Annotated in this window: 15 protein-coding genes; 5 read left to right on the top strand and 10 right to left on the bottom strand. The window is 49.3% G+C overall.

The window, feature by feature from the left end; genetic code table 11:
- Positions 1 to 191: 191 nt before the first annotated feature.
- Positions 192 to 749, bottom strand: a complete 558-nt coding sequence (locus tag GHC22_RS09400) for a DJ-1/PfpI family protein (protein ID WP_048235190.1) — start codon at positions 747 to 749, stop codon at positions 192 to 194.
- A 554-nt stretch (positions 750 to 1,303) separates the two neighbouring features.
- On the opposite strand from GHC22_RS09400, the gene GHC22_RS09395 reads away from it, so the two are divergent.
- Positions 1,304 to 1,807 (top strand): non-heme ferritin-like protein, encoded by a 504-nt coding sequence (locus GHC22_RS09395; protein ID WP_003034597.1) that lies wholly within the window; start codon positions 1,304 to 1,306, stop codon positions 1,805 to 1,807.
- A gap of 139 nt (positions 1,808 to 1,946) precedes the next feature.
- Here the strand turns inward: GHC22_RS09395 and GHC22_RS09390 are convergent, their stop codons facing one another.
- Positions 1,947 to 2,198, bottom strand: a complete 252-nt coding sequence (locus GHC22_RS09390) for a DUF2766 family protein (protein ID WP_003034595.1) — start codon at positions 2,196 to 2,198, stop codon at positions 1,947 to 1,949.
- 129 nt (positions 2,199 to 2,327) lie between these two features.
- On the opposite strand from GHC22_RS09390, the gene GHC22_RS09385 reads away from it, so the two are divergent.
- Positions 2,328 to 3,749, top strand: coding sequence for an MFS transporter (locus GHC22_RS09385; protein WP_153752782.1), 1,422 nt, complete (start codon positions 2,328 to 2,330; stop codon positions 3,747 to 3,749).
- Positions 3,750 to 3,782: 33 nt separating this feature from the next.
- Here the strand turns inward: GHC22_RS09385 and GHC22_RS09380 are convergent, their stop codons facing one another.
- The gene (locus GHC22_RS09380; protein ID WP_003034591.1) at positions 3,783 to 4,421 is read right to left on the bottom strand and encodes an RpiB/LacA/LacB family sugar-phosphate isomerase; all 639 of its coding nucleotides are present in this window, start codon (positions 4,419 to 4,421) and stop codon (positions 3,783 to 3,785) included.
- Positions 4,422 to 4,688: 267 nt separating this feature from the next.
- On the opposite strand from GHC22_RS09380, the gene yecR reads away from it, so the two are divergent.
- Both yecR and ftnA read left to right on the top strand, forming a co-directional pair.
- Positions 4,689 to 5,024 carry a YecR family lipoprotein gene (gene yecR, locus GHC22_RS09375; RefSeq protein WP_008785081.1) on the top strand — a complete coding sequence of 112 codons (336 nt, stop codon included), beginning with the start codon at positions 4,689 to 4,691 and terminating at the stop codon, positions 5,022 to 5,024.
- Between the two features lie 194 nt (positions 5,025 to 5,218).
- Positions 5,219 to 5,716, top strand: a complete 498-nt coding sequence (gene ftnA / locus GHC22_RS09370; RefSeq protein WP_153752780.1) for a non-heme ferritin — start codon at positions 5,219 to 5,221, stop codon at positions 5,714 to 5,716.
- Positions 5,717 to 5,761: 45 nt separating this feature from the next.
- On the opposite strand, the gene GHC22_RS09365 is transcribed toward ftnA, so the two are convergent.
- Complete coding sequence (locus GHC22_RS09365; RefSeq protein WP_003034586.1) at positions 5,762 to 6,001, bottom strand: YecH family metal-binding protein; 240 nt, start codon at positions 5,999 to 6,001, stop codon at positions 5,762 to 5,764.
- 225 nt (positions 6,002 to 6,226) lie between these two features.
- On the opposite strand from GHC22_RS09365, the gene tyrP reads away from it, so the two are divergent.
- A complete protein-coding gene (tyrP, locus tag GHC22_RS09360; RefSeq protein WP_153752778.1) occupies positions 6,227 to 7,438 on the top strand; it encodes a tyrosine transporter TyrP in 1,212 nt (403 codons plus the stop codon).
- Between the two features lie 26 nt (positions 7,439 to 7,464).
- On the opposite strand, the gene GHC22_RS09355 is transcribed toward tyrP, so the two are convergent.
- The 6 genes from GHC22_RS09355 to GHC22_RS09330 form a co-directional block, all read right to left on the bottom strand.
- Positions 7,465 to 8,130: a YecA family protein gene (locus GHC22_RS09355; RefSeq protein WP_003034581.1), complete on the bottom strand. Its 666-nt coding sequence runs from the start codon at positions 8,128 to 8,130 to the stop codon at positions 7,465 to 7,467.
- A 209-nt stretch (positions 8,131 to 8,339) separates the two neighbouring features.
- Complete coding sequence (locus GHC22_RS09350) at positions 8,340 to 8,621, bottom strand: heavy-metal-associated domain-containing protein (RefSeq protein ID WP_153752776.1); 282 nt, start codon at positions 8,619 to 8,621, stop codon at positions 8,340 to 8,342.
- A complete protein-coding gene (locus tag GHC22_RS09345; protein ID WP_003833912.1) occupies positions 8,618 to 8,974 on the bottom strand; it encodes a mercuric transporter MerT family protein in 357 nt (118 codons plus the stop codon). The genes GHC22_RS09350 and GHC22_RS09345 overlap by 4 nt, the downstream gene beginning before the upstream one ends.
- Entirely contained in the window at positions 8,952 to 10,094 is a 1,143-nt protein-coding gene (locus GHC22_RS09340) for a transglutaminase-like domain-containing protein (RefSeq protein ID WP_153752774.1), read from the bottom strand. Before GHC22_RS09340 ends, GHC22_RS09345 begins: the two co-directional genes overlap by 23 nt.
- A gap of 208 nt (positions 10,095 to 10,302) precedes the next feature.
- The gene (locus GHC22_RS09335) at positions 10,303 to 10,773 is read right to left on the bottom strand and encodes an SRPBCC family protein (protein ID WP_103285442.1); all 471 of its coding nucleotides are present in this window, start codon (positions 10,771 to 10,773) and stop codon (positions 10,303 to 10,305) included.
- A 13-nt stretch (positions 10,774 to 10,786) separates the two neighbouring features.
- Complete coding sequence (locus GHC22_RS09330) at positions 10,787 to 11,476, bottom strand: DUF1571 domain-containing protein (protein WP_153752772.1); 690 nt, start codon at positions 11,474 to 11,476, stop codon at positions 10,787 to 10,789.
- Positions 11,477 to 11,833: the final 357 nt, after the last annotated feature.

The following is an 11,833-nucleotide window of genomic DNA, read 5'->3' as shown; positions in this document are numbered from 1 at the left end:
GGAAATTGATTCTCCATAAGAGAGCGGCATCACACCACAGAATTACAGTAATTGCGTACATAAATTCAGCGGGAAATGACATAAAAAAACGCGGTTTTGTCGACGGGAAAAAAGAGGGGTAGCAGATTAGTCCATAACATCAGCCAACGAATCCTTGTTCCCGAATACCGAAGCATTCGGGAGCACAATGATTACCATCTGTAATAAATGTGGTCAGCGTGATCGCGAACCGGAATGTCATCTTCCAGCAGACGCGCTGAAAGCGTGAAAGCAAAATCGAAAATATGCCCTAATCCTTTGCCGCTAATAAGGTTGCCATCTTCAACAACCGGCGCATCAATATATTCCCCATCCGCGACGTTTTGCCACAGATCTCCCGAACACACATAGCGACGCCCCTTCAGCAGGCCGTTGCCACCCAGCACGCGCGCCGCCGCAGAACACACCGGGCAAATGAGTTTTCCCGCCTCGTCATGGCGAGCGATAAACTGGATGACAGCCTCACTGGCGGCAAGGTTAACGCTGCCCTGCGGCCCGCCGGGTAACACAACGGCATCATAAAGATCCGTCTGACGCGCAGCCAGCGTGCTGTCCGTCACCATCGGCACGTCATGGTAGCTCACCACCGCACGGGACTCGGCGCAGGCCAGTGTTTCAACTTCGATCTGCAGGCGGCGCAGAATATCAATGGTAACAATGGCTTCCGCCTCTTCAAAACCAGGTGCCAGTAGCACGGCAACCTTTTTCATACACACTCCTCGATTTTTCCAAATACACCAAACAATAAATGTCGAATCATTCAGGCGCTTAACTTTATTAATTTCCACAAAACTGATCTGGCGCAAAAAAATTAGCCAGCAGATAGCGTTCACAGACGCGGGTCAATGGTGAAATTTCTTCATCCGAAGACCAGATAATCATCTGGCGACAGACAATACCTGATTGTGAAATACCATTTCGTGATATGAAACATCATTTCATTATCAATATTTCACTTTAATTCTATAAATATCAATCTGTTATATTCACAGCATTTATATGCACAAGCGGAAAAATCACTAATATTGCTATGACAATATGTAAAAAATCATAAATACGCAGATTTAAGGATTTTCTTATGTCGGGACTGGAGTTATGCTGAATCTTGATCGGGAGCGAATATAATTCGTGATCACTAAAGGACCGGCGGAACGGATTTATTCTGCTAACAGTTTTAATTGTACGTAGAGGTGACGTGTAGCGGCAGCCCGTTGCACTGACGTTAGTAACGTACATCCCCCTTTCTGGAAATAAGGATATTGATATGGCTGCAGTTGGAATTGTTCATAAACTCAACACGCAAATGAACCTCGAGTTCTACGCATCGAATCTTTACCTGCATCTCAGTGAATGGTGCTACGAACACAGCCTGACTGGCACCGCAACCTTTCTACGCACCCAGGCGCAAGGTAACGTGACTCAAATGATGCGTATGTTTAATTTTATGAAAAGTGCCGGGGCTAACCCTATCGTCAAGGCTATCGATGTTCCAGGTGATGAACTAACTTCCCTTGAAGAACTGTTTCAGAAAACGCTGGATGAATACCAACAGCGTTACAGCAAGCTATCACGCTTAACCAATGAAGCAGAAGCCTTGAATGATGCAACAACCATTGATTTTCTTCACGATCTGGAAAAAGAGCAGCAGCAGGATGGCGTGCTGTTACAGACGATTCTTGATGAAGTCCGCAGCGCTAAACGTGCGGGACTGTGCATGGCGCAAACCGATAAGCACCTGCTGAACGTCGTGAACTATCAACATCACTAATCTTCAATTTTCATCGTGTTAATGCCGGATAACGATGCGACGCACCTTATCCGGCTGGTGCTTAATTTTCTCTACGCTCACGCCTCTCATTCTGCGAGGCGAAAAAAAACCTTTCTAAAACCTGAAACAACGGTTTATTTTAGTGAGATTCATTCTGCGGCGTGAATTTCAACTCGATCAAGGCAACCGCTTTTTGTATTGCGCGCATAGTGACCGGATCGGCACCTGCAGGATGGCTGGAAAAGTCGATGCTTTTCAGCTGGCTGGACATTTTCTCCCGAACTTCAACTGGGGCAATAACATCAAGAACATCCAGAATCTGCTTGATAACCAGCTGACAGGCAACAACGTCCGAGAGCAGTTCCTGATCGGCATTCAGTGTTTGGGACATAGTGAGCTCCTTATAGAAAGGTCGTCATAGTACCCATTCAACGAACGAAACGATAGCCGCGCATGCCTTCCGAATGCGCTGAAAATAAAAATAGTTCCAGTCAGTTTCTTTTGAGATGGCAAGCACAACATGAGTGAACATTTAGCGGTTGAGAACAAACGCGGTCTATCCCCGGCTGCATTACTTGTTGCCGGGGCTTTCTTTATGGAGTTTATTGACGGCACGGTGATTGCCACCGCACTGCCCGACATGGCGAAAAGTTTTGGCGTGCAGGCAGTTGACCTGAACATAGGTATCAGCGCCTATCTGATCACCCTCGCGGTACTGATCCCCGCCAGCGGCTGGATTGCGGATCGCTTCGGCGCCAGAAAGGTGTTTACCCTTGCACTGGCGATATTTACTCTCGCCTCGGTTTTATGCGGTTTGTCCGAAAACCTTGAGAGCTTTGTCGCCATGCGAATCTTACAGGGTGTAGGTGGTGCGCTAATGGTTCCGGTTGGCCGACTCGCGGTATTACGAACCACGCCTAAACATCAGTTGATCACCGCTATTGCGACCCTGACCTGGCCCGCTTTAGTCGCGCCCATCATTGGCCCTCCCCTTGGCGGATTCATTACCAGCTATGCCAACTGGCGCTGGATCTTCTTCATTAATGTACCGCTCGGAATACTGGCGATTGCGCTGGCGCTACGTTTTATCCCGGATATTCATGACGACGAGCGCCGCCCATTTGATATAACGGGATTTATCGCAACCTCTGTTGCGATGGTGAGCCTGGTGTATGCCATGGAGTTACTGGGAACCCAACAGCCTCAGGGCTGGCTGACCGCCGGACTTTTGGCGCTAGGAACATTGACCTTTCTGTTTGCCCTGCATCATTTTCGTCGCACCGCCTGGCCAATGATTCGCCTTGATGCCATGAACGTCCCTACTTTTCGCGTCACCATGTATGGCGGATCGCTGTTTCGTGCCTCTATCAGCGCCGTGCCGTTTCTGCTGCCGTTAATGTTTCAGGTAGGTTTTGGCATGAACGCTTTTCACGCGGGTTCGCTGGTACTGGCGGTATTTGTCGGCAATCTGACAATTAAACCTGCCACCACACCGTTGATACGCTGGCTGGGCTTTAAGAAACTGCTGTTGATTAACGGTGCGCTTAACGTTCTGGCGTTGCTGGCCTGTGCATTAATTACGCCGCAGACCCCCGTGTGGGTTATTTTGCTGGTGTTGTATCTGGGCGGTGTGTTCCGCTCAATTCAGTTTACCGGCGTCAGCACGCTTGCCTTCGCGGACGTCCCCGCTGCACAAATGAGCTACGCTAATACGCTGTTCAGTACGGCGACACAATTAGCAGTGGGATTGGGCATTTCTTTAGCCGCTATTGGCATCCGCATTGGTGATGTGGTCAGCGAAAGGCTGGCATTGGGCAATATTCCGGGGATCAGTTTCCGGCTGGCCTTTGTCGCTATTGCCATTATTTGTCTGGTAGGTATGGTGGATACGCTGCGGCTCACCCGTGATGCAGGAAGCGCAGTATCGAACAGGAACAGGTAGCCCGGAGGGTGAACACCTCCGGGCCAACAGGATTTAGCCAATCACCTCGCGTACAAACGCTTCGATTGCTTTGTCCTGGCAGTTTTCAAAGAAGCACTGCTGGAAGCGCGGGCCTGATACAGCGGTTTTCACCAGTTCAGGATCGATCGCGCGCAGCGTGTCCAGATAATTTTCTTTTACCACAGCCGCTTTCACCTGATTCAGAATACCGGCGTTACGCACCTGCGGCTCTTTACGCTCCGGTGGGTAGCCTTCACCGTTACGCCCGGTGAACGCTTTTTCAAACATATAGCGCACATTCAGCTCAGCACCCCAGCCAAAACCTTTGGCGAATGCCAGAGAAAGCGCGTTGCCGTTGTTGATCTGAGAGAACAAGAACGCATCTGCAGGATCAAGGCAATAACCACACACCACACCCGGATGGATATTCAGTGACATCATTGCCCCCTGGCCCGTACCGCAACCTGTAACAACAAAGTCTACAGCTTTGGAATTAAGCAGGATGCTGGCCATAATGCCTAAATGGATGTAGGTCAGATGATGATCATTTTCGTCGCTCATCCCAACGTTATAGACCGGAAAACCTTTCTCATCCGCAACGGCCTTAAGCTCGTTATGGATGATGGCGTTTTTGCTTGCCTGGCTGTTTTCCATCATCAATGCAATTTTCATTCTGTACTCTCCTGAATGCGCTGCGGTAGCCCGTTGAAAGTCATAACATTCAGCCACATTACTATTTTGCAATCGTACTTTCAAATTTAATGAAATTTAGTTTTAAAAAACAAAGTTACGCTCACATTCCTGTCTGAACAGTTCAGAATTACCTCAAACAAATGACCTCGTTGTGATTAATCGCAGGTGATCTTCGGGCTATTCAAGCCATTGATGAGGGTCTCTGTATGCCATGATAGTGTATCTTCGAACTTTCAGAGCGATCTCATGAAGACCTTTATCCTAGCGCTTTTGCCGCTCATGCTGACAGGATGCACAATTACAAAACAGGCACAGGTCAGCGAAGCCAGCGCCATCACTGGTGTGGTTCGCCTGACTTATAATCAGGCCATGTTACAAACAGCACGTACCGATGACTACGTTACCCAAGGGACAGCCACCAAAGAGTGTCAGCGCCTGGGCTATGCCAGCGCAGAAGCGTTTGGTCAGCCGGTGTCAACCTGTAGCGTGTATGCAGGCTCTCTGTGCTTAAATACCAAAATTACACTCGCCTGGCAGTGTCATGGTGTCGCGGTGCCCCAATCGCCTTCTTTCAATTATTAATATTTCCGACCAGCTCATTTTTGCTGGTCTTTTACCACTTTATTATTTATATCCTCCGTTTAATATCGTTAATGCGTTTTATTCCCATTCGCATTTTTAATAAATAAATTTATTATTTTACCTTTTGCAAATAATTAAATAACAAATTATAGTGGCGCCACGTCAATATATAATAACGTTTGTGGAGCAGAACCATGCTGAAAACAGAAATGATCGACCAACTGAATGAGCAAATGAATCTTGAATTATATTCATCTCTGCTCTACCAACAGATGAGCGCGTGGTGCAGCTATCACAGCTTCGAAGGTGCTGCCGCGTTTTTGCGCCGTCACGCCCAGGAAGAGATGACGCACATGCAGCGTCTGTTCGACTACCTGACCGATACCGGCAGCTTGCCGCGTATTAATACCGTTTCTTCACCCTTTGCTGAATATGTTTCTCTGGATGAACTGTTCCGTGTTACTTACGAACACGAGCAGCTGATTACCCAGAAAATTAATGAGCTGGCACACGCGGCAATGACCCACCAGGATTATCCAACCTTTAATTTCCTGCAATGGTATGTTGCCGAGCAGCATGAAGAAGAGAAATTATTTAAATCTGTTATTGATAAGCTGTCGCTGGCAGGAAAAAGCGGCGAAGGTCTTTATTTCATCGACAAAGAACTGGCTACGCTTGATACACAGAATTAATATTTTAGGGTAATGAAGGCAACCCGCCATCATTACCCCTTGAAATCAGTGACGGCAGATCTTGCTTTCGTGCGTAGAGAAGCCGTCTTCTTTTGCAATAAACTTTCCCTTCGCCGCTAAAAACGCCACCAACTCGCCTGCCGTCATATCCGCCGCAGAACAAGTGTGAAAACGCGCCTGCTCGCCGAAACGTGCCGTAATCGCCGCTTCAAGGCTGGCATTTGAATACTGCTCACCAGATTCAATCATCATGTTAAGCACTTCGTGACCGTGAATAGATTCCATATTACCTCCTTAATAAAGTCCGTAGCCTAATGTGAACCGCACATCGTCGCTTTGCGCTAACGCAGGTTTATCAGCAGATAAATGTCATTTGTTATACATCTTAATGGCCAAAACATCGTAAACATTAATGTACAGTCATTGTAACGGTGATTTGACGAAAATAGCGTTTTGCCTTAATCTGCGCCGCAGATATAACCATTGATTATCTCTGGGACAGAGGAAAGCGTGAAAAACAGAACCCTGGGTAGTATTTTTATCGTGGCGGGAACCACGATTGGTGCCGGTATGTTGGCAATGCCGCTGGCTGCGGCAGGCGTGGGGTTTAGCGTCACGCTGGTATTGTTAGTCAGTCTTTGGGCGTTGATGTGCTACACCGCGCTGCTGCTGCTTGAAGTGTATCAACATGTCCCGGCAGACACCGGGCTGGGTACGCTGGCAAAACGTTATCTTGGTCGTTACGGACAATGGGTAACGGGCTTTAGCATGATGTTTTTAATGTATGCCCTGACGGCGGCGTACATCAGTGGTGCAGGTGAACTGCTGGCCTCCAGCATCAGCGACTGGACCGGAACAAATATATCCCCGACAACAGGCGTACTGCTGTTCACCTTTGTTGCCGGTGGCGTGGTTTGTGTTGGGACCTCGCTGGTCGATCTGTTCAACCGTCTGCTATTCAGTGCCAAGATAATCTTCCTGGTGGTGATGCTGGCTCTGTTAATGCCGCATATTCATAAAGTGAACCTGCTTACGCTGCCGCTGCAACAGGGGTTGGCGCTCTCCGCAATCCCGGTCATCTTCACCTCGTTCGGTTTTCACGGCAGTGTTCCCAGTATCGTCAGCTATATGAACGGTAACATCCGTAAACTGCGTTGGGTGTTTATTACGGGTAGCGCTATTCCTCTGGTCGCCTATATCTTCTGGCAACTGGCGACGCTTGGTAGCATTAACTCGACAACATTCATGGGGCTTTTAGCTAATCACGCAGGCTTAAACGGCTTATTGCAGGCATTGCGTGAAGTCGTGGCTTCGCCGCACGTCGAACTGGCGGTGCATCTGTTTGCTGACCTCGCACTGGCAACCTCTTTCCTCGGCGTTGCATTGGGATTATTTGACTACCTGGCCGACCTCTTCCAGCGCCGCAATACCGTAGCGGGAAGAATGCAAACTGGCGTGGTGACCTTCCTGCCGCCGCTGGCATTCGCGCTGTTCTATCCGCGTGGTTTTGTCATGGCATTAGGGTATGCAGGCGTTGCCCTGGCGGTTCTGGCGCTGCTCATTCCCTCGATGCTGGCCTGGCAGAGCAGAAAACATAATCCGCAGGCCAACTACCGCGTAGCAGGCGGTGCTCCGGCGCTGGCGCTGGTATTTTTGTGCGGCATTGTGGTGATAGCAGTACAGTTTTCTATTGCAGCAGGATTACTACCAGAAGTGGGTTAAAACAAAGGGGCTTTCGCCCCTTTCTGTTAATGCAAACAGCACTGCTTATATTTCTTGCCGCTGCCACACGGACAAGGGTCATTGCGCCCTACTTTGGCATCCACTTTCACCGGTACTTTGACCGGCGTTTCCTGAGGATGCGCCATCCAGTAAGCATGCAGGTCCAGCGCTGCCAGGCGGATGGCATCGACGCTCTCTTCAAACGCTTCCGGCGTTAGTTTCTCAACCACCGCAAAGTTCTCTTCCGTGCCGTGCAGCGCAATAGCTTCAAGTGCTGGTTTTAACGTGTCCGGTAACGCGGACCAGTCTGACAGTGCGACGCCGCGCATATAACCAAAGCACCACTCTTCAACGATGGTCAGTTCATGCTCGTCAATTTCACGCAAACCAAATAACGGCTCAAACTGCTCAGGATATTCATCCAGACGATCGGCCGTATCCGCCATATGTTGAAACGCCAGGTTCATGAAACGCGTCATTTCTTTTTCGGAGGACCAGCGAGGGACATACTGCGCGCCGCCCCAAATTGCGACCAGCCACTGCTCTGGTTCAATTTCATACGGTGAACTCAGCACCGCCGTCAGCAAACCATCCAGTTCTGACACATCCAGAATAGCCTTGTCTGTATTGTACTTAGTCAGTACATCATCCAGCCATTCCAGTTCGCTCTCGTTTAATGGTCCCGTTTTCATAACGCTTTTCCTTAGTCAAAAAATCTTGCCTGTGATCATCCTACATGGCTGGAGGGATAACAGATAAAAATGGGCATATGCGACATATAGCTGCCGCCTGTTCAGGTTAACAGGAAACGAGGGGAATTCCGGAAGTTAACGCACAAAAGAGAACACTAAGCCGCCGGGCATCATACCGGGAAAACACAATAAAACCACCCGTAGGTGGTTTACTGTTGTTCAATACGGTTGAGCGTTGCGGTATAGCCCATTTTCGCTACCGCGTTAAGTAACGTATCGGTTGGGAAACCTTCTGGCACAATCGCTTCTGCTTGTCGGGTTTTTAGGGAGGATTTTGCTTTAATCACACCATCGGTTTCACGTAGCACCTGATTGACCGAAATAACGCACAGCGAGCAGGTCATATTTTGTATATCCAGCACCACTTTTTGATTGGCCGCCTGAGCCCACAGCGGCAGCAACAAGCATGCAACTAATGTGAAGATTTTCATTCAAATACCTCATAAAACCAGGCAACGAGCGTTGGATAAAATAGCACCGGCAAAATCAACGCCAGCGCGCACCAGTAGAGAACGCGCGCTTGCTTCAACGTTAACCATCCGGAGCACCACAGCCGCCTGGAAAAATAGAGCCGCCAGAAGACGCGCAGTAATAAGCCCAATGACACCAGCATCAGGGGAATTCGCAAAAACTCAAACTGGGTGAAAACAGCAAAGCTCGCCGCCGAAATACCAAACAACAGATAGAGCAGCGGTCCAACGCAGCATAAGCCCGCGGTGACAGCAGCCGCAGCGGCCGTCAACAGGGTGAGCCCCGCCCCTTTAGCGTTGTTCTGTGGCGACATAGCTGTAGGAGAACGCTTTAGGATCGTAGAAATTGATCGGGTCACCATCGACTTCAGCGTAAGGATAGCCAAAGTTGTTCATGGCTCCCTGTTCCGTTGCTGGGTACAGCTCGAAATCACGCCCGTAGTTAAATCCAACCCAGTTCATTTCCCAGTTACCAAACAGGTAAGTGTTTACCGCCTGGACATCGGCGTCCTGATGCGACTTTTTCTCTGCCAGACGCATTTTGGTCACATCAGCAGGATCGCACGGTAACCAGCCGTAACCGGCCAGATAGAATTCGGCGCGGCAATGTTGTCCGCCGCTCACATCGGCGACGCCTGCACTGTCTGCTTTGCCAAAAGCGCTTTTCGAGTAACGTTCGAGCTTATTGGCTTTGCCCAGACGGATGCCAAACAGTTCGCGCGCCGGAATGCCGCTGGCCCGCGCCAGAGCCACAAAAACGGAGCTCATGTCGGTGCATTTTCCTTTGAGCTTACCGCTTTTTAAGATCTCCGCCACATCCCCCGTGCCGCAGCCAATGACGTCGTTATCGCGCTCCATATGGCTACTCACCCATTCGTAAATCAGGCGCGCTTTTTTCAGCGGATCCTGCTCATTACCGGTGATTTTACGCGCAGTTTCCAGAACAAGCCCATCAACTGGGGTATGTGTCGTCGGCAGCAGGTACGGTTTTACATCCAGCGGATAAATAATCTGCTCCGGCGCTTGCCAGGTTTTCAGCGCGTCCTGCTTCAGCGGCTCCCAGTCGGCGGTTTCAATGTCGATATCAACGTTAATCAACAGTTCGCCCTGCGAGTCAGGCCAGGTGGCGAACAGCGTTTTCGCGCCATAAGTATTATTAGTGGTAACGTACGCCTGCTTGTAGTTTCCGCTAAAGGTAAGCGCCGTCATTTGTTGAAACGCGGTATCTACCGGAAGCGGGATCCACAGTTTTACCACGCCGTTCGACCCCTTAGGAGGGTTAAGTTTATACGTCTGGGATAACACAAAGCGCCGACGCGCGACTGGTGCAACGGATGGCTCAGCGGCATGAACCGTCTGGCTAATGAACGCAGGACCGACTAAACCGGCGGCGGAAAGGAGAACGCTATTTTTGAGAAATTGTCGACGTTGCATTGCTGTCTGTCCATGTTGTAAGAGTTGAGCTACGGCTAAGAAGGTAAAAACCGTGTGCGATCATCACAGCAGACAGACGCTGACATAAAAAGGTGAGCCGATGGAGGTTATTCATCAATAACAGACCTGTTAACTGTGAATGAAATGAGAAACTGCGCGACAGATAGTAAGCCATAGGCAGGCAAAAAGTACAGCAGTGAGGGCGAGTTCAGAAAATATAGACATTCGTTGCCAGTTTGCGGGCTAACCCTCTTGCCCCTTCGCGCATAACCATATCGTGATTCCAGCGAAAAACGGGTGCCGCCAGCGGAGCCAGGTAATTCATCCAGCGGATCGTGGTACGCACATTCCAGTCATATCTGACGATAGTTTCTGCGCCACTGGCAGAAAAAGACCACACGCCTCGCCCTTCAACCGCCCCGCTGGCTTGCCCCTCAAGCAGCGAGCAGGGCAGAATATTCAACACGTTGATGTCAAAGGTTAAGCGATAAGGAAGCGCTCCTTTCCAGGTATAACGATGCAGCGCCCCAATGCCCTGTGTATCACCTTTTTTAATCTCAACAATGCGTTCCAGACTTTCCCACCATTCTGGCCACTGATCGGGATGAGAAAAAACATCCCATACCTCCTGAATTGAAGCCTCAACCCGCCAGACGGTGGAAAACCGATAGTTAGCCATAATACAGACTCCCTCAAGGCGAGAAGAAATTGGCGGGAAAACGGATGTTAATGACCATAGCATCCAGAAGCACGGTTTCTAATCGCTGCCCATCTGGCGCATAGCTGATCACTTTGGCAGGGAGTCCGTGATAATTATCCAGCCAGACGTCATAGCGGTGAACACCATCAACCGCCATTGTTCCTGGCCCAACCACAGATACGCGCGTCGTCGCCCGTCCTGCAAGGTTTTCATTACCAACTGTGGTTGTTATCCCTTCGCGTTGCAGATGACGAATATTGCCCAACAACACGCCGATATCAGAGCGATCCACCCGATGACCGCGCTCATCCTGGATCAATGAATTAGTAGGTGACAGGTGCAAAATGGGCAACGTACCCGCACCAAATGGCCATAACGTCACTTTACCGCTGACGGGATTAAAGATAAGCACCGCACCTGAATGCGGTTGGGTAAAATCCATCCGGACATACCCAGGCTTTTGAAAGCTATAGCGAATAATTTTGCTTTCATCGGATGGCGATGAGGAGCGCATCATAACCTGATAAGACATCAGGTTATTAAATGACTGTTGAGAAAATGCGATGGGATCCGTAGCCCTGGCATTCTGCGAAAAGATATCCTCTTTTTCCACCGAATATGCTGCACCACTAAGGGTAAGCAATGCTGCGAACATGACTATCGGAAAAGATGAAATGTTCATAGCAGCCCCCTGAATCAGCACTGTCTGCAAACAGAAGTAATCACCTGTTGACTGTTTTTATTATAGTTCTTATTTATACAGTCCTTCGCAGTTGCGCTTCGAGAGGATATTCCATTAAATTCGGCAGTTTGCGTAAACCTGTAGTGGTGCACACACAAGCGTAAATTATAGCCTATCGGATTAGTCGCCCTTTCGCTTTGCTTAAAAGCTTATGCTAGCAATCGTCTCCTACCTTTAGAGGCCAGCAAACTGGAACCTTCATTCAATCTCATCAGTCAGCTTAGTGCTTTTTTATATCCCCCAGACGAATTCCACTCCAGCAAAAAGCTATACTTTAGTAACCATACTTAAAATGAG

Origin of the sequence: Citrobacter sp. H12-3-2 (assembly GCF_009649895.1) — a bacterium.
Taxonomy (GTDB): domain Bacteria; phylum Pseudomonadota; class Gammaproteobacteria; order Enterobacterales; family Enterobacteriaceae; genus Citrobacter; species Citrobacter portucalensis.
The sequence above is the reverse complement of the archived record's forward strand: the minus strand, read 5'-3'. Positions and strand labels throughout refer to the sequence as shown.